At 65.4% G+C, this 20,089-nt stretch carries 21 protein-coding genes; 13 read left to right on the forward strand and 8 right to left on the reverse strand.

Annotated features, from left to right (window positions below):
- Window positions 1–28 precede the first annotated feature (28 nt).
- From trpB to C3Y92_RS18075, 4 genes are all read left to right on the forward strand, one after another.
- Window positions 29–1,222, forward strand: coding sequence for a tryptophan synthase subunit beta (gene trpB, locus C3Y92_RS18060; RefSeq protein ID WP_129354942.1), 1,194 nt, complete (start codon window positions 29–31; stop codon window positions 1,220–1,222).
- Complete coding sequence (gene trpA, locus C3Y92_RS18065) at window positions 1,219–1,989, forward strand: tryptophan synthase subunit alpha (RefSeq protein ID WP_129354944.1); 771 nt, start codon at window positions 1,219–1,221, stop codon at window positions 1,987–1,989. The genes trpB and trpA overlap by 4 nt, the downstream gene beginning before the upstream one ends.
- A gap of 119 nt (window positions 1,990–2,108) precedes the next feature.
- The gene (locus C3Y92_RS18070; RefSeq protein ID WP_129354946.1) at window positions 2,109–2,723 is read left to right on the forward strand and encodes a LysE family translocator; all 615 of its coding nucleotides are present in this window, start codon (window positions 2,109–2,111) and stop codon (window positions 2,721–2,723) included.
- A 27-nt stretch (window positions 2,724–2,750) separates the two neighbouring features.
- A complete protein-coding gene (locus C3Y92_RS18075) occupies window positions 2,751–3,848 on the forward strand; it encodes a hybrid sensor histidine kinase/response regulator (protein ID WP_129354948.1) in 1,098 nt (365 codons plus the stop codon).
- Here C3Y92_RS18075 and C3Y92_RS18080 read toward each other — a convergent pair.
- Together C3Y92_RS18080 and phoU are read right to left on the reverse strand one after the other, a co-directional pair.
- Window positions 3,823–4,266 (reverse strand): response regulator, encoded by a 444-nt coding sequence (locus C3Y92_RS18080; RefSeq protein WP_129354950.1) that lies wholly within the window; start codon window positions 4,264–4,266, stop codon window positions 3,823–3,825. The two genes, C3Y92_RS18075 and C3Y92_RS18080, sit on opposite strands and share 26 nt — an antisense overlap.
- Window positions 4,267–4,327: 61 nt before the next feature.
- Window positions 4,328–4,984: a phosphate signaling complex protein PhoU gene (gene phoU, locus C3Y92_RS18085; RefSeq protein WP_129354952.1), complete on the reverse strand. Its 657-nt coding sequence runs from the start codon at window positions 4,982–4,984 to the stop codon at window positions 4,328–4,330.
- 283 nt (window positions 4,985–5,267) lie between these two features.
- Here phoU and C3Y92_RS18090 point away from each other — a divergent pair, with 283 nt between their 5' ends.
- Window positions 5,268–6,650, forward strand: a complete 1,383-nt coding sequence (locus C3Y92_RS18090) for an MFS transporter (protein ID WP_129354954.1) — start codon at window positions 5,268–5,270, stop codon at window positions 6,648–6,650.
- 20 nt (window positions 6,651–6,670) lie between these two features.
- Here C3Y92_RS18090 and C3Y92_RS18095 read toward each other — a convergent pair whose 3' ends face one another.
- Both C3Y92_RS18095 and pyk read right to left on the reverse strand, forming a co-directional pair.
- Window positions 6,671–7,285: a MarC family protein gene (locus C3Y92_RS18095; RefSeq protein WP_235669714.1), complete on the reverse strand. Its 615-nt coding sequence runs from the start codon at window positions 7,283–7,285 to the stop codon at window positions 6,671–6,673.
- An 85-nt stretch (window positions 7,286–7,370) separates the two neighbouring features.
- The gene (gene pyk, locus C3Y92_RS18100) at window positions 7,371–8,798 is read right to left on the reverse strand and encodes a pyruvate kinase (protein WP_129354958.1); all 1,428 of its coding nucleotides are present in this window, start codon (window positions 8,796–8,798) and stop codon (window positions 7,371–7,373) included.
- Window positions 8,799–8,981: 183 nt separating this feature from the next.
- Between pyk and C3Y92_RS18105 the strand changes: the two genes are divergently transcribed.
- From C3Y92_RS18105 to C3Y92_RS18135, 7 genes are all read left to right on the forward strand, one after another.
- Window positions 8,982–9,287 carry a DUF1844 domain-containing protein gene (locus C3Y92_RS18105; protein WP_043599889.1) on the forward strand — a complete coding sequence of 102 codons (306 nt, stop codon included), beginning with the start codon at window positions 8,982–8,984 and terminating at the stop codon, window positions 9,285–9,287.
- Between the two features lie 13 nt (window positions 9,288–9,300).
- A complete protein-coding gene (gene argC, locus C3Y92_RS18110) occupies window positions 9,301–10,353 on the forward strand; it encodes an N-acetyl-gamma-glutamyl-phosphate reductase (protein WP_129354960.1) in 1,053 nt (350 codons plus the stop codon).
- Between the two features lie 51 nt (window positions 10,354–10,404).
- Window positions 10,405–11,589, forward strand: a complete 1,185-nt coding sequence (locus C3Y92_RS18115) for an RNA-binding domain-containing protein (protein ID WP_129354962.1) — start codon at window positions 10,405–10,407, stop codon at window positions 11,587–11,589.
- Window positions 11,586–12,572: a ParA family protein gene (locus tag C3Y92_RS18120; protein ID WP_129354964.1), complete on the forward strand. Its 987-nt coding sequence runs from the start codon at window positions 11,586–11,588 to the stop codon at window positions 12,570–12,572. The genes C3Y92_RS18115 and C3Y92_RS18120 overlap by 4 nt, the downstream gene beginning before the upstream one ends.
- Before the next feature lie 29 nt (window positions 12,573–12,601).
- Entirely contained in the window at window positions 12,602–12,847 is a 246-nt protein-coding gene (locus C3Y92_RS18125) for a Nif11-like leader peptide family natural product precursor (protein ID WP_129354966.1), read from the forward strand.
- 3 nt (window positions 12,848–12,850) lie between these two features.
- Window positions 12,851–13,552: a DUF1847 domain-containing protein gene (locus C3Y92_RS18130; RefSeq protein WP_129354968.1), complete on the forward strand. Its 702-nt coding sequence runs from the start codon at window positions 12,851–12,853 to the stop codon at window positions 13,550–13,552.
- Between the two features lie 119 nt (window positions 13,553–13,671).
- A complete protein-coding gene (locus C3Y92_RS18135; protein WP_129354970.1) occupies window positions 13,672–14,445 on the forward strand; it encodes a bestrophin-like domain in 774 nt (257 codons plus the stop codon).
- A gap of 395 nt (window positions 14,446–14,840) precedes the next feature.
- Here the strand turns inward: C3Y92_RS18135 and C3Y92_RS18140 are convergent, their stop codons facing one another.
- From C3Y92_RS18140 to C3Y92_RS18150, 3 genes are all read right to left on the reverse strand, one after another.
- Window positions 14,841–16,031, reverse strand: coding sequence for an FprA family A-type flavoprotein (locus tag C3Y92_RS18140; RefSeq protein ID WP_129354972.1), 1,191 nt, complete (start codon window positions 16,029–16,031; stop codon window positions 14,841–14,843).
- Window positions 16,032–16,511: 480 nt separating this feature from the next.
- On the reverse strand, window positions 16,512–17,813 hold the full coding sequence (locus tag C3Y92_RS18145; RefSeq protein ID WP_129354974.1) for a phenylacetate--CoA ligase family protein: 1,302 nt from the start codon (window positions 17,811–17,813) through the stop codon (window positions 16,512–16,514).
- 35 nt (window positions 17,814–17,848) lie between these two features.
- Window positions 17,849–18,715: a DMT family transporter gene (locus C3Y92_RS18150; RefSeq protein WP_129354976.1), complete on the reverse strand. Its 867-nt coding sequence runs from the start codon at window positions 18,713–18,715 to the stop codon at window positions 17,849–17,851.
- A 226-nt stretch (window positions 18,716–18,941) separates the two neighbouring features.
- On the opposite strand from C3Y92_RS18150, the gene C3Y92_RS18155 reads away from it, so the two are divergent.
- Window positions 18,942–19,478, forward strand: a complete 537-nt coding sequence (locus C3Y92_RS18155) for a PH domain-containing protein (RefSeq protein WP_129354978.1) — start codon at window positions 18,942–18,944, stop codon at window positions 19,476–19,478.
- Window positions 19,479–19,543: 65 nt separating this feature from the next.
- Here C3Y92_RS18155 and C3Y92_RS21210 read toward each other — a convergent pair whose 3' ends face one another.
- Complete coding sequence (locus C3Y92_RS21210) at window positions 19,544–19,684, reverse strand: hypothetical protein (RefSeq protein WP_165352142.1); 141 nt, start codon at window positions 19,682–19,684, stop codon at window positions 19,544–19,546.
- Between the last annotated feature and the right edge of the window lie 405 nt (window positions 19,685–20,089).

Below are 20,089 nucleotides of genomic sequence, written 5' to 3' on the forward strand. Positions count from 1 at the left end.
TTCCCCGGCCGCCGGAGGCATCCTACTCATGACCATTCATAAAAAAGGCTACTACGGCGACTTTGGCGGGCAGTTCGTGCCGGAGCTGCTCATGCCGCCGCTGTTGGAACTGGAAGAGGCCATGCGCACCATCGTGCCCAGCGAGCCGTTCAAGAAGGAACTCAACGCGCTGCTGGCCGATTACGTGGGCCGGCCGTCGCCGCTGTATCGCTGCCCCAACCTATCCAAGGAGCTGGGCTTTGATTTGTGGCTCAAGCGCGAGGATTTGAACCACACCGGCGCGCACAAGATCAACAACACCATGGGCCAGGGGCTTCTGACCAAGTACATGGGCAAGACGGCGCTTCTAGCCGAGACCGGGGCCGGCCAGCACGGCGTGGCCACGGCCACGGCCGCCGCCATGCTGGGCCTGGACTGCATCGTTTACATGGGGGCCGAGGACGTGGTGCGCCAGGCGCACAACGTCAAGCGCATGAAGCTGCTTGGGGCCGAGGTCGTGCCCATCGAGTCCGGCACCAAGACCCTCAAGGACGCCATCAACGCGGCCCTGCGCTATTGGATCGCCGAGCAGGGCACGACGCATTACTGTTTCGGCACGGCCGCCGGACCGCATCCGTTTCCGCTTTTAGTGCGCGAGTTCCAGGCTGTTATTTCCCTGGAAGCCCGCGCCCAGTGCCTGGACAAGATGGGCCGGCTGCCGGACTACGTCGTGGCCTGCGTCGGCGGCGGCTCCAACGCCATCGGCATGTTCCACCATTTCGTGCCGGACGAAACGGTCAAGCTCATCGGCGTCGAGGCCGGCGGCACGGGCGAGCCGGGCTGCTACCACAGCGCGCCCATAAGCCTTGGCACGCCCGGGGTGCTCCACGGCATGCGCACCATGCTGCTGCAAACCAGCGAAGGGCAAATCGAACCGTCCCATTCCGTGTCGGCCGGCCTGGATTATCCCGGCGTCGGCCCGGAGCACGCCCACTACGGGGCTTCCGGCCGGGTGCGCTACGACATCGCCGTGGACGATCAGGCCCTGGCCGCCTTCGAGGCCTTGTGCCGCCGCGAGGGCATCATCCCGGCCCTGGAGAGCTGCCACGCCGTGGCCTGGGTCCTTAATCACGCCGCCGAGATACCCAAAGGTTCCCAAGTCGTCGTCTGTTTGTCGGGACGCGGCGACAAGGACCTCGGCATCATCGAGGCCCACGAAGCCAAGCTTGGAGGCGCGAAATGAGCCAGTCCATCCTGACCACCCGCATCATGGAAGCGCTTGCCGCCGGGCGCAAGGCGCTCATTCCCTTCCTGCCCGGCGGTTTCCCGGACAAGGAACGCTTTTTCGACGAGCTGGCCGCCCTGGATGCCGGCGGGGCCGACATCATCGAGATCGGCGTGCCCTTCTCCGATCCCGTGGCCGATGGGCCGGTGGTGGAGCAGGCCAGCCTGGATTGCCTGTTAAACGGCACCTGCCTGTCCTGGCTGTTCTACGAACTGGAGAAGCGCAAGGGCCAGTACCGGGCGGGGCTTGTGCTCATGGGCTACTACAACCCGTTTTTGCAGTACGGCCTGGAGCAGTTGGCCGAGGACGCGGCCGACGCCGGGGTGTCGGGCTTTATTGTCCCGGACGTGCCCCTTGAGGAGTCCGGCCCGCTGCGCGAGGCGCTGGACAAGCACGGCCTGGACCTCATCCCCCTGGTCGGGCTCAACACCTCCGAGGAGCGCTTGGCCGCCTACGCCAAAAACGCCCGGGGCTACGTCTACTTCGTGTCCGTGCTGGGCACCACCGGCATGCGGGAATCGCTGCCCACCGAGGTCAAGGAACGTCTGGCCGCCGTGCGCCGCATTTTCAACGTCCCGGTGGCGCTCGGGTTCGGCATCAAATCGCCCGAGCAGCTCTACGCTTTTGGCGACCTCGTGGACGGCGTGGTCTTTGGTTCGGCGCTTATCGCCCACATCAAGGCCGGCGGCACGGCCGCCGAGTTCATGGCCCGCTGGCGCAGCTGACCGCATCTGATGCAGGCGGCGGCCGCCGGTTTCCGCAACGTGGAGATCGGCGGCCGCCCAAGGCCCCCGGCCGGTCATGCGACCCGGCCGGGCGGCCCATCCTGTCGCGGGAAGCCGCCATGGACACCCTTTCCTACCCCGCCTATCTGCTGGCCCTGACCGCCGGGATGCTCACCCCCGGCCCGGCCATGCTCCAAGCCCTGAGCCTGGGCTTGCGCCACGGCACGCGGCCCGTGGCCGCCGCCGCCTTGGGCAACGTCTGCGCCACCCTCGCCCAGGTGGCAGCCGTGCTGGCCGGTCTGGCCTTCCTGGCCCGGGAGCCGCTGCTCCTGCGCCTTATTTCCCTGGCCGGCGCGGCCTATCTCGGCTGGCTGGGGCTGTGCCTGTGGCGCGCTCCGGCCAGGCTCGCCCTGCCCGAGGCCTCCCGGGCCAGCCTCACCGGCCTTTTTGCCCAGGGGCTGGGCGTGGCCGCTTGCAACCCCAAGGCCTGGGGATTTCTGGCCGCCATGCTGCCGCGTTTCGCCGCCTCGGGCGCGGTTGACGCCGCCACTCTGGCCCTGACTGCCGGCCCGGTCTGCCTGCTGGGATTCGGCGGCATGATGGCCTACGCCCGCTTCGGGGCCTGGCTGGCCGGCCGGCTGGCCTCGCCTGCCGCCCTGCGCCGGATCTTCCGGCTCATGGCGGCGGTCATCTGGGCCTGCGCCGGCTTTTTCGCCGTTGCCCGATTCCCCTGAAACCGGGTTTGCTGTATGGATGCAGCCATGCCCCAATGCGCCAAAATCCTCTTCGTGGACGACGAGAGCGCGGTGCTCGATTCCCTGCGCCGCAATCTCGGGCGCTGCTATGACCTGGAGACCGCCGTGGGGCCGGAGGCCGGCCTGCGCCGGCTGGAAACCGCCGGCCCATTCGCCGTCATCGTCTCCGATCTGCGCATGCCCGGCATGGACGGCGTGGCCTTTTTGGCCAAGGCCCGGGACATCGCCCCCGAGGCCGTGCCGCTCATGCTCACCGGCCACGGCGACCTCGACGCGGCCATGGCCGCCGTCAACGAAGGCCGCATCTTCCGTTTTCTGACCAAACCCTGCCCACCCGACATCCTGGCCCGCTCCCTGGACGCCGCCCTGGCCCAGTACCGGCTGGCCGCCGCCGACCGGGAACTGCTGCGCGTCACCCTGGAAAACGCCCGGCTCAAGGAGGACGTGGAGCGCATCCTGCGCCACGACCTCAAAACGCCGCTGACCACCATCGTCAGCCTGCCCCAGGTCATGGCCGAGGACGAAAACCTGACCAGCGACCAGCGCGAGATGCTTTCGCTTATCGAGGACGCCGGCTACACCATCCTCGGCATGGTCAACCTCTCGGCGGCGCTGTATAAAATGGAGCGCGGCCAGTACGAGCTGGAACCGGCCGAGGTCGATCTCGTACCCATGCTGCGCAAGCTCTTCGCCAGCCACGCCGACACGGCCAGGCGTCGGGAACTCGCCCTGACCCTGGCCGTCGACGGCCGGCCCGACAGCCCCGAAGCCGCCTGCCTCGTGCGCGGCGAAGCGCTTTTGTGCTGCTCCATGCTGGCCAACCTCATGGCCAACGCCGTGGAAGCCTCGCCCCCGGGCGGGGCGGTGTCGGTGGAACTGCGTCGGGAAGGGGAAACGGTGCGCGTCGCCATCGCCAACCAGGGCGAGGTGCCGCAGAGCATTCGGGATCGGTTTTTCGAGAAGTACGTCACGGCCGGCAAACCCAAGGGCACCGGACTTGGGGCCTATTCGGCCCGGCGCGTGGCCCTGGCCCACGGCGGCGACATCATTATGCAAACGGGCGGGGGCGAAACAACCCTTACCGTATCCCTGCCCGCAGCCTGACCAGGCTCGGGCAGCGGTCGCACACGGCGTGAAGCTTTTTGGCCAAGGTGTCCGGGGAAAACGGCTTGACTACATAGTCCGTGACCCCGGTCTGGACGGCCGTGACCACATGATCGGCATGGGCTTCGGCCGTCACCATGATGACCGGCAACTGCCCGTGGCGCTCGCTTTTGCGGATGCGCTCCAGAAGCGACAGACCGGACAGGCGGGGCATGTTCCAGTCGAGCAGCACCAGATCGATGCGCCCGGTGTTGATGATGCCCCAGGCCTCGTCCCCATCTTCGGCGAACTGGACGTTTTTGAGTCCCAGCTGGCGCAGGATGAAGGCAATGGTCTTGCGCATGGGCTGCTGGTCGTCCACGATGAGGATGCTCATGGCGGGAGGCAGACGTACGGCGGCATGTTCCTGCGGCGTCATGGCCCACCCTACGACGCCGGCCGCCAAAAAGCCACGACCGGCCAAGCCGTTTGGCGCAAAATCAGTCGCAACGGTGGCGGCTGCAAGCCCCTTCGCGGGTGAAAACCACGGACTCGGCGATGTTGGTGCACTGGTCGCACACGCGCTTGAGGCCATGGGCGATGAAACAGACCTGTACCGCCCGCTCCACCGGCCGGGCCGCGTCGCGCATGACCTCGGCCATCTCTTTGAGAATGGTGACGTTGAGCTCCAGAATTTCGTCGGACTCCTCGCACAGACGCCGGGCCATGGTCAGGTCGAGATTGGTGAAGCACTCGGCCGTGTGGGCCAGGAAGTCGCGGGTGGCCTCGGCCAGCTCAACAAGCTTGGGCGGCGGGGCGTGCGGGGCCAATTCCAGGAGAATAAGCCCGCGCTCGGCGATGTTGACGGCCTGGTCGCCGATGCGTTCGATGTCGCCGGCGCAGCGCATGCAGCCGACGATGGCTCGCAGGTCGCCGGCCACGGGCTGGTGCAGGGCCAGTATCCGCAACACCTCGGCGTCCAGCGAACATTCCAGGGCGTCGATGGCGGCGTCGCCGGTGATGACCGCGTCGGCCAGGGCCGGGTCGCGCTCGAACACCGAGCGCACGGCCATGTCCACGGCCGCCTGGGCCAGGCGAAAAGCGGTCAAGGTTTCGGTTTTGAGGCGCTGCAAATCGGCTTCGATGAGGCGTTCCACGCATTCCCCCACGGCTGGTCTGGTTATATGCCGAATGCAAACCGTAACCGGCTGCGTCAGGCCTGACAAGGGGCGCGCCAAAATGTCACATTGGCCGCCCGGCCCGCCCCTCAAAAAATACGAAAGTCTTTTTGAAAAAAATCATTGGCCTATCCCATTGTCCACGGCAACTTCATAGGTACCTATCGTGGACGCGACACGAGCGGCCACTTTCCCCATCCCGGCCTTGACGGGGCCGACCGAAAAGCCCACACCCGCCCAAAAATGCAATAGGGACGTCGTTATGCCTTTCCCCGCCGCCGGTGCGCCGGTTTTGACCCTGATCACCGTCTGCATCGCCCAGTTCATGGCCCCGTTCATGCTGACCGCCGTGGGCGTGGCCCTGCCGTCGCTGGGCCGCGATCTCGGGGCCTCGGCCATGCAGTTGGGGCTTATCGAACAACTCTACGTCGTCTCCCTGGCCATGGCCATGCTGGCCTTTGGGCGGCTTGGCGACATCGTGGGCCAGCGCAAGGTGCTGCTGCCCGGGCTGGCCCTTTTCACCGGACTCACCTGTTCCCTGGGCTTTGCCGGTTCGGTGGAGATGGTGCTCGTGCAGCGGTTTTTCCAGGGCCTGGGCGCGGCCATGGTGCTGTCGGGGTCCCTGGCCATGGTGGCGGCGGCCTATCCGCCGGAGATTCGCGGCCGCAAGATCGGGCTGGTCTCGGCTTGCACCTATGCCGGGCTGTCGGTGGGGCCGGTCATCGGCGGCTGGGTCGCCGGGCATTTCGGCTGGCGCTCCGTGTTTCTCATGTCCGCGCCCCTGGGGCTTTGCGCCACGGCCATGTGCCTGTTCGGGGTGCGCCAGGGCAAAGCCGCCGCCTCGGGCGAGGGCATGGACTGGCCGGGTGCTATGGCCTACGCGGCAAGCGTGGGGCTTATCATGCTCGGCGCGGCCCACGCCCGGGAGCTGCGGCTCGGGCCGGCCATGATCGGCGGCGGGCTGATCGGGCTGGCCTGTTTCCTGCGCCTGCAGGCCAAAACCCCCTGTCCGCTGCTGGACGTGTCGCTGTTGCGCCAAAACCGGTTTTTCACCCTGAGCTGTCTGGCGGCCCTGGGCAACTACGCCGCCACCTTTGGCATCACCTTTCTCATGAGCCTGTATCTGCAATACGCCAAGGGGTTGCCGCCGCGTCTGGCCGGGCTGGCGCTGTTGTGCCAACCGGTCATGCAGGTCATCGCCTCGCCCGTAGCCGGCCGGCTGGCCGAGCGGTTCGCCCCGGCCAAGCTGGCCACGGTGGGCATGCTCGTCAGTTCGGCCGGACTGCTCGCCTGCGCCGCCGGCATTGGCCAGGACACGCCGCTGTGGCTGCTCGGCCTGGAGCTGGCCGTCATCGGTACGGGATTTGGGCTTTTCATCACGCCCAATTCCACAGCCATCATGGGCAGCGTAACAAAGCGCCAGTTCGGCCTGGCCTCGGGCATGGTGGCCAGCATGCGCACGCTCGGCATGGCCGTGTCCATGACCAGCGTGACGCTCATTTTCGCCCTGCTCATGGGCGAGGCGGCCATCGGCCCGGACACGCTGCCGGCCTTTCTGACCAGCATGCGCATCGGGCTGACCGCCTTTGCCGCCTATTCCTGCCTGGGGGTCATCCTGTCGTTTCTGCGGGGGAAAACGCGCTGACGGCGTTGGGAAACCCGGTCCTAATGCAGCACCGGGAAAGCGGCGGTCAGGCCCGTGATGATGAACTGGATGCCCAAGGCCAGGGTAATCAGCCCAAAAATCTTGGTGAAGATGTCCATGCCGGTGCGGCCAAGAAACCGCACGATGCCCGGCGAATAATAAAACGCCAGATAGTTGACCACGCTCATGACGCAGATAGCCCCGCCGATGCGCAAAAGCCCGGCCATGGTGTGGGCGGATTCGGCGAACAGCACGATGGTCGAAATGGTGCCGGCCCCGGTGGTCAGGGGTATGGCGATGGGCACCACGGCCATGGGGATCATGCGCGACACGCTCACCGGGGGGAGCCCGTCGGCCTCGTCGCAACTGCTTTTGAGCATGGAAAGCCCGCTGGAGACCAAAAGCAGCCCGCCGGCGATGCGAAAGGCGGCGATGGAGATGCCGAAAAAGTCGAGCACCGCCGCGCCGATGAAAAGGGATATGGCCATGGTGGCAAGCGAACTGGCCGTGGCCACGCCGCACAGCCGATGCTGCACCGGGGCCTGCGCCCCCCGGCACAGGTTCATGAACAGCGGCAAGGCCGGGATGTTGTTGGCCACAGCGAAAAGGCCGAGCAGATAATGCTGGAAGGTCATGTCCACGGGGCGTCGTCTCCGTCCTGTCGGGCAGCCAGGGAGCGGCCGCGCGGCCGCTCCCCGGAAGGCGTCCCTGACTCAGGTGCTATTTGTAATAGATCTTGATCTCGTTGGTGCCGGGCATGTCGTTGCCGGGCGTGGGGCGGCCGGCGGTGATGACCACCGGTTCGCCCTTCTCGAAATCCGGGCACTCGCTCACGAAGTTCTCCACCTGCTCCATGTAGCCGCAATCGACGCACTCCAGAAGCCGGGGCTTCACGCCCCAGGCGAAGTTGAGAAACCGCATGACGCGCGGATCGGGCGTCATGGCGTAGATGTTCTGGCGCGGCCGGCGGGTGGAGGTCAGCCGCGCATTGGCCCCGCTCACCGTATGGCACAGGATGGCCTTGCTCTCCAGATTGTCGGCCATGAGGCAGGCCGAATAGGCCACGAACTTGCGCGGGTTTTTCTCGCGCTTGGGGGCGTAAGGCGAGGCGATGCGCTCCAGGTAGTATTCCAGGGCGTTCTGGGAAATTTCCTGCATCACCTTGACCGTGTCCACCACGTGGTCGCCCACGGCCGTCTCTTCCGAGAGCATGACGCAGTCCGCGCCGTCCAGGATGGCGTTGGCCACGTCGGTGCATTCGGCCCGGGTCGGGATGGGGTTTTTGACCATGGACAGGAGCATCTGGGTGGCCACGATGACCGGCCGCTGGGCATGGCGGCAGGCCCGGATGATCTTTTTTTGGATGATGGGCAGCTCGGACATGGGGCATTCCAGACCCAGGTCGCCGCGCGCCACCATCACCGCGTCGGTGACGGCCAGGATGGCGTCGAGGTTGTCCACGGCGTTTTGCCGCTCAAGCTTGGACACCACCGGCACCCACACCCCGTGGCGCTTGATCTCTTCCTTGGTCTGGATGACATCCTCGGCATTTTGCACAAAGGAGATGGCCACGGCGTCCACGCCGACGTCGAGGCCCTCGTGGAGGTCCTTGATGTCCTTTTTGGTCAGCGCCGGCAGGGGATGGTGCTTGCCCGGAAAGGCGATGCCCTTGTTGGACGAGAGCAGGCCGGCGTTTTGGGCCTCGATCTCATAGAGTCGGTCGGCCTTGATCTCCCGGGTGACGTGGAACTGGAGCAGCCCGTCGCTCAAATTGACCGGCATCCCCACCCGCAGGCCGGCCAGAAGCGGCGGCACATCCAGGGAGACGAACACGCGCTCGTCGCGGTCCGGGTCCGGGCGTTCGTCGGGCAGGCCCAGGAGCAGGGCCTCGCCCTTGGCCACGGTGCGCGGGGAGCCTGTCACCTCGCCGATGCGGGTCTTGGGGCCGCACAGATCGGCCATGGCCGTGAGCGGCACGCCGAGTTCGCTTTCGATGGCCCGGATGGTTTTGATGATGGGCGCGAAATAGGCCGCGTCGGCATGAGAGAAGTTGAGGCGGAAAATGCGCACGCCATGGCGCGCCATCTCCAGCATGACATCCGGGGACAGCGACGCGGGGCCGAGCGTGGCCACAATCTTGGTCAGCATGGTTTGCCTCCGTTAAAGGGGCCGCATCCGCCCGGGGTCGCCGGGAAAAAGCGGATGCAAGCCGGACGGGTTTGGGGTAAGACTACCCCCGGCTGGTTGCCGTTTTGCGTCATAGGTTTCTGTAATAGGGAGCGGGACGCAGGACAAGGCCCAATGCCGCGCACTCAAGGAGGAATTCGTCCCATGGCCAGCGAATCCGACAAGACCGGGGGCTGCTGCGGGCAGCGCTCCGGCCAGGAACCGTGCATGCCGCCGGTCTCCTTTATCACCTTCATTTTGTCCCTGGCCCAGTCGGCCATGGTGCTCATGGGCGAAGCCCCGGACCCGGAATCCGGCCGCACCCTGAGCAATCTGCCCGAGGCCAAACACACCATCGACATCCTGGCCATGCTCGACTGCAAGACGCGCGGCAACCTGACGAGCGAGGAAAAAGAAGTGCTCGGCAGCCTCTTGTGCGATTTGCGGATGCTCTACGTCAAAAAGCAGTAACGAGGAAACCGCCATGCAGACCATCCCCGTGGGACTCGTCGGCGTCACCGGCTACACCGGCATGGAACTGGCCCGCATCCTGGCCGTCCACCCATCCCTGACCCTGACGCGGGCCACCTCCCGGGCCGAGGCCGGCAAGCCGCTCAAGGCCATCTACCCGTTCCTGGAAGGCTTCCCGGCCGGCGAGGTGGCCATCACCGCCCCCAACGCCGCCGATCTGGCCGCCTCCTGCCGGCTGGTCTTTCTGGCCGTGCCCCACGGCGCGGCCATGGACTACACCGCCGAACTGCTGGCCGCCGGCCTCAAGGTCGTTGATCTGTCAGCCGATTTTCGCCTGCTGGACGCCGGCATCTACGCCGCCTGGTACGGCCTGGACCACCGCCACCCGGCGCTTTTGCCCGAGGCGGTCTACGGCCTGCCCGAACTTTACGCCGAGCGTCTCAAAACCGCCAAGCTCACGGCCAACCCGGGCTGCTACCCGACCTCGGTCATCCTGGCTCTGGCCCCGGCGCTGCAAAACGGCCTGGTCGCCACCGACGACATCGTGTGCGACAGCAAGTCCGGCGCGTCCGGGGCCGGACGCAAGGCCGTCGCGCCCATGCTTTTCTGCGAGGTCCACGACTCGTTTCGGGCCTACAACCTGGGCAAGCACCGCCACACCCCGGAGATCGAGCAGGAGTTGTCCAAGCTTGGCGGCGCGGCCATCACCGTGTCGTTTAATCCCCACCTGCTGCCCATCGACCGGGGCATCCTCTCGACGATCTACACCAAGCTCGTCGCGCCCATGAGCGTGGAGGACGTCCGGCAACTGTACGCCAGGCATTACGCCGACGCCCCCTGGGTGCGCGTGCTGCCGGTGGGCAAGCTGCCCGAGACGCGTTTTGTTCGCGGCACCATGTTCTGCGACATTGGCTTAGTCGTCGATCCGCGCACGGGCCGGCTCATCGTCGTCTCGGCCATCGACAACCTCTGCCGGGGCGCGTCGGGCCAAGCGGTGGCCTGCGCCAACCTCATGTCCGGCCTGCCGGTCAATGCCGGGCTTAATCTCGCGCCCATGATGCCGTAAAGGCGGGGCGGCGGTTTTCCGCGCCCCCGCCTTCAAGGGAGTACACGAGTCATGCTCACACGCGATCAGCTCTTGGCGCTCCTGTCCGACCTGGAGTCCGATCGCGTCGAGCGCACGGTTTCCACCAATGCCCGGGACAAATTCGGCGAGGCCGTTTGCGCCTTTGCCAATGATCTCCCGGGATACGGCAAACCGGGCTATCTGCTTATCGGCGTCGCCAACGACGGAACCGTTTCCGGCTTGACCGTCACCGACGAAATGCTGACCAATCTGGGCGGGCTGCGCAGCGAAGGCAAGATTCTGCCGCCGCCGGTATTGCACATCGCCAAGTTTTCCCTGGATGGCGGCGATGTGGCCGTGGTCGAAGTGCAGCCGTCGGATCTGCCGCCCGTGCGGTACAACGGCCGGGTCTGGATTCGGGTCGGTCCGCGAAAAGCCGTGGCCACGGAGCGCGAAGAGCGCATTTTATCCGAACGCCGGGTGGCCATGGCCCGGTCCTTCGACGCCCGCCCATGCCAGGAAGCGACCCTCGACGATCTGGCTCTCGGCCAATTCGACGCCTACCGGCGCGTGGCCGTGGATGCCGAGACCATCGCCGCCAACCACCGGCCCCTGGAACAGCAGCTGGCCTCGCTGCGTTTTTTCGACCCCAATCGCCAGTGCCCGACCCATGCCGGAATTTTGCTCTTTGGAACAAACCCACGGTTTTTCCTGCCCGGAGCCTACGTCCAATATCTGCGCATGCCGGGAACGGAACTCACGGATATTCCAGAGGATCAGGCGGAAATCTCCGGCGATTTGCTGTCGGTGCTCAAGGAACTCGAACTGCGCGTGCGTCTTGTCGTCCAGACCAGGATGCGAAGCGTTTCGCCGCTCCAGGAACAGCTGACCCCGAATTATCCCGAGCAGGCCCTGCGGGAATTGCTCTTAAACGCGGTCATGCATCGCAATTACGACAGCAACACCCCGATTCGCTTTTATGTATTTGCCGATCATGTGGAAATCCAAAGCCCCGGTGGCCTGTACGGCGAGGCCACGCGCGCCAACTTTCCGCATCAAAACAGCTACCGCAACCCGGTCCTCGCCGAAGCCATGAAGGCCCTGGGCTATGTCAACCGCTTCGGTTACGGCATCGAACGCGCCCAGGCCTTGCTGCGGCAAAACGGCAATCCGCCTGCCGCCTTCGAATTTGACGAACGCAACTTTCTGGTCGTCATCAAACAGGCCGCGCCATGACCAGCCTCGTTTTTTTCAACAACAAAGGCGGCGTCGGCAAGACCGTCCTCGTCTACCACCTGGCCTGGATGTACGCCTCCTTGGGCATTCGTACCCTGGCCGTGGACCTCGACCCCCAGGCCAACCTGACGTCCATGTTCTTGGACGAGGCCGCCCTCGAAGACCTTTGGCCGGACGGGGAGCATCCCGGCACCCTTTACGGCGCGATCAAACCCATTTTGCGGGGGCGTGGCGACATCGCCCCGCCGACGGCCTACACGGTCGGGGAGGCGCTCCATCTGCTGCCCGGCGACCTCGGCCTGTCGGGATTTGAAGACAAGCTTTCGGACGCCTGGCCCAAGTGCCACAACAAGGATGAAGCCGCCTTCCGGGTGACAACGGCCTTTTACCGGATCATTGAGCAAGTCGCCGCCGACGTGCGGGCGGAAATCACATTGATCGACATCGGCCCCAACCTGGGGGCCATCAACCGTTCCGCCCTGCTTGCCGTCGACGCCATCTGCGTGCCGCTGGCTCCAGACCTTTTCTCCTTGCAGGGCCTCAAAAACCTTGGCCCCACGCTCCAAGACTGGCGTGAGGCCTGGCATGACATGCGCAAAAAGGCTCCTGCCGATCTCCCCGTTCCCGACGGCAAGTTCAAACCGTTGGGGTACGTCGTCATGCAGCACGGCTTCCGGGAATCCCGGCCCGTGAAAGCCTACAAGCGCTGGATGGACCGCATCCCTGCGACATACCAGGAATACATTTTGGGCAAACAAGCCCGACGCTTGCCAAGCCTTGACATGGACCCGAACTGCCTCGCAATTTTGAAGCACTATCGCAGCCTCATGCCCATGGCCATGGAAGCCAACAAGCCCATGTTTTCCCTGAAGCCATCAGATGGAGCTATTGGATCACACGTTGAAGCCGTCAAGAAATGTTTTGATGATTTTGATAGACTTGCTCGCCGCATAGCAAACAAAACGGACATCATGCTTTTCTAAATCTGTAGCCGAGCAGAGGGCGATACATCATGACCATGGACAACGTGCGCCGGCTTTACGAGCGCTTCGAGAGCGACAAGGAGCTGCGCAAGAAGCTCTACATGGCCGAAGGCAAGGACGCCCGCGAGGCGGCCCTGCGCGAGGCCGGACTTTTTTTCACCGACGCCGAATTCGACGAGATGATCGATCCGCTCCACGTCAAATGCCAGACCGTGGAAGAGGCCGAGCGGTTCTTTGAATTCCGCAACTGGTGGGACATGCTTCGGAGAAGTTAGACCATGGACGAACAACAAGTCCCCCTGCCCCAGTGCGCTGTGTGCCCTTACGACTGGTCCGAGCGCTGGTGCCGGGCGGCCAAGGGCAAGGCCCCGGCCGATTGCCCGTCGCTTAGGCTGCGCGATCTGGCCGGCGCGTCGGTGGCCTGCATGACCGAAGGGGCCTGCGCCGCCTTCGCCAAGCAGGCCTCGCTCCAGGAAGCGGCCTGCTACGCCGGAGGCGAAGACGGCTACGCCGCCGTGCGGGCGGTCAAGCCCCGCATCGTGGAGATCGTGGAGTTCGCCCGGCGCATGGGCTACCAACGGCTCGGCCTGGCCTTTTGCATCGGCCTGCGTTTCGAGGCCAAGGTGGTCCACGAAATTCTCACGACCAACGGCTTTGCCGTGGCCTCGGTGAGCTGCAAGGCCGGCGGCAAGGCCAAGGCGCTTTTGGGCATCGGCCCGGCCGAACAGGTCGACCCCACCGCCGCCCACGAAACCATGTGCAATCCGGTGTTCCAGGCCTTGGCCCTCAACGAGGCCCGCACCGACTTCAACGTGCTGCTCGGCCTATGCGTTGGCCACGATTCGCTCTTTTTCAAGCACGCCGAGGCCATGGGCACGGTGTTGGCCGTCAAGGACCGGGTGCTTGGCCACAATCCCCTGGCCGCGATCTACCAATACGACACCTACTATCGGCATCTCAAGAATCCCTTGCCCGATTGAAGTTCCCCTGCCAAAGCGCTCTTGTAGCCCACACAACAAGCAGGCCTGAAAGAAGCAACTGTTGTCCTTGCGCTTCGTCTTCGTGAGCGTCAAGGACACGAAACGCAGCGGAGCACGTCGTGACCAACCTGTTTTGGACCAGCGAAACCTCGGTCATGCTGCTTCTCGGCCTGCCGACCCTGGCCTACCTGGTCGTCGCCTATTGGCGCAACGCGCCGCCCATCCAGAACCTCTCGGAAACCATCGCCAACTTCAATCTCTTCAACTCCCTCTACTCCATCTTCCTGAGCATGGCCCTGGTCACCCTGCTCGTCAATTTCAACAACGTCCAGGACGACACGCGCCGGGAATCGGAAGCCATGGTTTCCATGGCCCGGCTGCTCAACGGCCTGGACCACGCCGAAGGCGCCAAAAAAGCCCTGGTCGATTACGCGGCGGCCGTGGTCCGCTACGACCGGCCGGCCATGGCCCAAGGCGAGATGTCGCCCGAGGCCATGGCTGCCATCGACGGGCTCTGGAACCAGGCCTACAAGCTGCAACCCACGACCAAAGCCCAGGAATCCCTCACCCGCCTTTTGCTGCAAGACCTCGCCGACATCACCAAATGCCGTCTGACCCGCCGCATCAAGGCCAAGGAAAACCTGCACCCCATGATTTTCGGGCTCATCGTGGCCGGCTATTACGTCATGCTCATCAAGACCTGGCTCACCCGCGTGGGCAACCGCAAGACCCAGCTCGTCTTCGAGCTGCCCATGTTCGCCATGATCATCCTGGTCATCACGGTCATTGAGGACCTCAACACGCCGTTCGTGGGCATCGTCAACATCGACACGTCGTTTTTCGACTACGCCCTCAAACGCGTCAGCGAACTGGCCGGGCTGCCAAGGCCATAAGGCCACGCCGGCCGGACGCCGGCAATAAACGGCGTCAGAACAAGCCGATAGTCATGTTCTTCAGGGCATTATCCCACCCAACATATCGGCAACAAGATCGGCAACCCCAACCCCGCAGCATCTATTTTTATGAATCATACCTGCAGTTAGCCACCATCGAAGACCGGCACGGCCCGCACGCTCTTGGCCGACTGCCTGGCTGACGGCATCCTGGCCTCGGACACGCCCAAAGGGCCGGTCCGCCTGCATATCCCGACCCGCGCCCTGGACCTCGTTTTCCCCGAACTCTTCCCGGCCGCCTGACGGCCGAGGACCGGCCGGCGCAGCAATTCACCCGGGCCGCATAGCCCTGGGCGGATACCGGAGTTGCTCGCCATGGCGCGCCGGCTCCTGCGTCAATCCACCCGGGCCGCGAATCCCTGGGCGGCGTGGCCGGCCACGATGGCCTCGGCCAGCCGGTCCAGGGCGGCATAGGTCTCCGAGGTGGGCAGGCCCTTGCACAGGACCGGCTCCAGCACCTCGGCCTTGATGTTGGGGACCATGCCGGCCAGGACCTCCACCGTGCGCCCGCCCCAGCCGTACGAGCCGATGATGGACAGGAACTTGGCCTTGGGGCGCAGGGCGTTGGCCAGAAAGGCGGCATGGGCGGCCAGGGGATGCGGCCCGGCCAGGACCGTGGGCGCGCCGACCACGAGGGTTCCGGCGTCGAGCAGGGCCATGGCCAGCTTGCCGACGTCGGCCACGGCCAGATTGAACAGTTCCACCGCCGTCCCCCTGGCCACCAAGGCGGCTGTGAGATGCTCGACCATGCGCCGGGTGCTGCCGTGCATGGACACGAAGGGCAAGGCGACCAGATTGGCCGGCGCAGCCGTGGCCCACTGCCGGGTGGCGGCCACGATCCAGTCGGGCTTGTCGTAGACCTGGCCGTGGCTGGGAGCGATCATGTCGATGGGCAGGCCGGCCAGCTTGTCCAGGTTCTTTTCGATCATGGGCCGAAACGGGGCCATGATCTCGGCGAAGTAGCGCTTGGCCGCCTCGCGCGCCCGGCACGGGTCGGTGACGAACAGCTCCGAGGCGGCGATGTGGGAGCCGAAGAAATCGCAGCTGAAAAGGATGCGGTCCTCGGCCAAATAGCTGGCCATGGTCTCGGGCCAATGCACCCAGGGCAGGTGGAGAAAGGTCAACGTCTTGCCGCCAAGTTCCAGCCGGTCCCCGTCGGCCACGGCCTCCACCCGGTCCTCGGGGAGTTGCAGCAGATCGAGCAGCATGGCCTTGCCCTTGGCCGTGGCCAGCACCCTGGCTTCGGGATAGCGCTCAAGGAGCAAGCCGATGGCCCCCGAATGGTCCTGCTCGGCGTGCTGGCTGATGATGTAGTCCAGGCGCGGCACGTCGGCCAACTGGGCTAAAAGCGTGTCGGCCATGGCCGGCTCCACGGCGTCGAGAAGGGCCGTCTTGTCCGTGCCCTGGACGAGATAGGCGTTGTACGAGGTGCCGTCGGGCAGGGGCACGAGGTCGTCGAAAAGCCGCCGGTCCCAGTCCACCGCGCCGAGCCAGTGGACGCCCGGAGCCATCGGTTTTTTCTGCATGATCCACTCCTTGTCGGTTCTTGGGCGCGCACAACCCAGCCCGGTGAACGATCTGGCCTCATAACAACGCCATTGCGCCCGGCATCCATCGCACCTTGTCCGTTTTCCAACGGCCCGACATCCTGAGCATAACAGCCGACCAGCCGGATTTGGCCGGCCATTGCCGGCGAAAGCGGAAAAGGTTTTGGCTGGAAACTAGCACGCCGGCGGGCTTGGCCACAAGGAAAAGCCGCAAAAGACCACTGTCGCCGATCTCCAGGCCCGCTTCCTTTATGCCCGCTGCGCCACCGACAGTCGGCGGCGGCTGGCGACCAACCCGCGGCGCCCCCAGGGCAGCGCGGCCGGCCGTTGTCTCCTTTGCGCCTTGCGCCGAATGCCCCGGAAGCAAGCCCGTTCGGCCCAGGGACGGCGGACGAAAAAAGCCCCTGTCGCGGCCAGCGACAGGGGCTTGGTAAAAACGCGGACCCGAAGGCCGGTCGGCTATTCTTCCTCGATGCCGTTGCGGTCGTCCACCACGCGCTTGGTCTTGCCAAAGGTGCGCGGCAGCGTGCCCGGGGCCATGATCTCCACCCAGCCGCGCACGAAGAGGTGCTTGCGCATTTCGATGGAAATGGCCTCGGACAGGTTCTGGTCCAGCTCCGGCCCGGTGCCGGGCTTGCGCTCCACCTTGACCACCATCTGGTCGCGGCCGTCGCGGCGCAGCAGGCGAATCTGGAACTCGCTGTCCACGTCCTTGAAATGCTCCAGCACACTGGCGATCTGGCCGGGGTAGATGTTGACCCCGCGAAACACGAACATGTCGTCGGAGCGGCCAAGGATCCGGTCGTGGCGCGGCATGGAAAGGCCGCACGGACACGGTTCGGGCAGCTGGCGGGTGAGGTCGCGGGTGCGGTAGCGGATCAGCGGCGCGGCTTCCTTGCACAGCGACGTGACCACCATCTCGCCGACCTCGCCCGGGGCCACCGGGGTGAGCGTCACCGGATCAAGGACTTCCAGGATGAACTTGTCGGCCCAGTAATGGATGCCCTGGTGGGCCGTGCATTCCAGGCCCGCGCCGGGACCGTAAAGCTCGGTCATGCCGGTGATGTCAAAGCTCTCCTCGATGCCCAGCCACTTCTCGAAGCGCCGCCGCATCTTGTCGGTATGGGTCTCGGCTCCGAAAATCACCTTTTTGAGCTTCACGCGCTTGCGCAGATCGCGCTTGTGGACCTCCTCGGCCAAAAGCAGGGCCATGGAGGCGGTGGAGCACAGGCAGGTGGAACCCATGTCCTCAAGCAACTGGAGGTGGATCTCCATGTTGCCCGGACCCACCGGCAGGGCCATGGCCCCGAAATGTTCGCAGCCCAGCTGAAAGCCGGCCCCGGCCGTCCACAGGCCGTAGCCCACGGCGATCTGCACCCGGTCCAGGGTGGTCAGCCCGGCCAGCTCGTAGCAGCGGGCGAACATCTCCTTCCAGGTATCGATGTCGCGCTGGGTGTAGGCCAAAATCTTGCGTTTGCCGGTGGTGCCGGACGAGGCGTGGATGCGCACCACCTCGGTCTCGGGCACGGACAGAAGCGGCAGGGGATAGCCCTGGCGCAGGTCCTCGACGGAGGTCAGCGGCAGGCTGGTCAGGTCGTCCAGGGTCAGGTTCTGGCCGGGTTCGTAGCCGGCCTCGGCCAAGCGTTCCCGGTAGACCGGGCTGCCGGCAAAGGCGTGGCGGCAGGTCCAGTTGAGGCCGGCGGCCTGGATGTCGGCGATGGCTTCGGCGGATAGATCGGGCAAAAAACGGTATGCAGACATGGACGGCTCCGAGTGGGCGGGATCGGTGGGGGCTTTTATCCGAAAACCGCGATAAAGAAAACGCCCACCACCATCACCGCCGCCCCGGGCAGGCGATGGCCGAGGTCGGGCTCGCGAAAGACCGCCGCGCCAAGGAGCACGCCGAAAATGATGCTCAGGCGCTTGACGGCGATGACGTAGGACACCTGCGTCAGCGGCAGGGCGTGCATCTGGCAGAAAAGGCCCACGGCTTCCAGGAAACCGGCCGTGAGGATGGCCCAGGGAAAGCTCGGCAGGACGGCCAGGGTGCGCTTGAGGGTTCGGCCCAAAAACGGCAGCAGCCCCAGGGCCGTGGCCGTGTAGATGCTGGCCCCCCACAGGGCCGGGGACGAGGCTTGCAGCCCCAATTTGTCGATGTTGGCCCCGATGCTCCAGACCACGGCCACGGCCAGCATCAGCCGCGAACCGGCGTTGGTGAAAAGCGCCCGCACCGGGCCGAGCAGCCCGTGGCGGCGCTCCCGGAGATTAAGAACGTAAGCCCCGACAACCACCAGGGCGATGCCCGCAAGTCCGCCTGGACGCGGAAACTCCCCCAGGGTTATGGGCGAGGTTATGAGCAAAAAAAGCGGCGTGAAGGCCAGCATGGGCAACGTCAGCGACAAATCGCCGCGCGACAGGGCCAGGCCGTAAAGCCAGTAGGTCAGGCCGCCAAGGGCCCCGCCAAGGGCTAAAAGCGGCCAGAAGGACGGGGCCAGAACGACCTCGGCCGAGGGCGCGGCAAAAAGCCACAGGAACATGGCCGCGCCGGCGCTGTAGAGAAACATGGCCAGGGTCGGATCGGTCCGGCCCATGGCGGCTTTGAGGAAGGTGTCCTTGACCGCCTGGGTGGCGGCGGTGGTGAGGGAAAGCCAGAACCAGTGCATAAGGCCCAATTGCCAACATAACGGATGTTATGTTTGAAAATATGTAAACGCATCCGTGGATATGGCTGGTTCCGGCTGCACTATGGCAGCGTAATCGAAACACGGCCCGCCGTGCCTGAATAGCCCGGCCGCGAGGGCCGTGTGCCGGGCACGGTACAGAGGCCCGGGGGCAAGGGCAAGGAACTTCGGCCGCCGGGCGGATGCCCGGTCGCCAAAGGAGAACGGCATGGAGTGGGGGCAGGTGTTTCCGCTGGCCCCGGCGGCGCTCAAGACCGGCTGGTTGACGGCGCTGTTCGGCGGCATGTTGGTGCTGTGGGTGGGACTGTTTTTTTTCATCACCCACATGATCCAGGGCGCGGCCTCGGCGCGCATCGCCGTTTCCGGCGGCGTGCTTTCGGCCAAGGGCGGCTTCTACGGCCGCGACATCCCGCTTACCGACGTGGACGCGGCCGGCGCGTATCGCCTGGACCTGAGCCAGGGCGGGCCCAAGGGGCTTATGTGGCGCACAAGCGGCGTGGGGCTGCCGGGGCTGGCCGCCGGCTGGTACCGGCTGACCGGCGGCGAAAAGGCCCTGGTCTTCGTCACGGACAAGGCCCGGGCCGTCTACGTGCCCACGCGCCTGGGCTACGCCCTGGTGGCCAGCCCGGCCGACCCGGACGGGTTTTTAAACGCCCTGCGCCGGGCGGCCGCCGACGCCGCCAAGGACGCCGACGCGCCCCGGGCGTCGGACGCCCCGGCGACGGCCGCCGGCCCGGCGACGTGAGGCGGAGGGGATGCCTTGGCGGCCGGGGGCCTGAGGCCCCCGGCCCCCCCACATGGAGAAAAAGTTTAAGGGGTTATGGCGACTGCGGCGGCGTCCAACAGGTCGGCCGTTTCGACAAGCCCCCGCTCCTGGGCGCGCTGGCCGGGGAGTAGCCCGGGCGCGTCGGCCAGCCCCCGGCAGGACCTCGGGCACGATGAGCCAGCCATGCCGGCAATCCCAATAGAGCGCGTCAAAGGACGGATAGCGCGCGAGAAACGTCAGATAGCCGGCCACGGCGGCCAGACAAGTGGGCGTATCGGGCATGGGGTCTCGTACGAAGAAGCGGCTTCCCGCAGTGCCACGGGGGCTTACGAAAATCCACCAGTGACGAGGCGACGCGATGACGGCGACCAACCGTTGCTGTCGCCAACCAGCTGCAGCAGCCGGCCGACCGAACGGCAGTCTGCCTCCCTGCGCCTATTGTCATGACAACTATACACTTTTGAAATTGCCTATTTTGCGACCAACCTCTTGCACTGGTCCATAAATTCTATATTATTAAAATAGTCTGAAAATGACTGCCGGCCATAGGCGAACAGCTCCCGAGCCGACACATGGTCTGCACGAGACTG

Origin of the sequence: Solidesulfovibrio carbinolicus (assembly GCF_004135975.1) — a bacterium.
Classification (GTDB): Bacteria; Desulfobacterota; Desulfovibrionia; order Desulfovibrionales; family Desulfovibrionaceae; genus Solidesulfovibrio; species Solidesulfovibrio carbinolicus.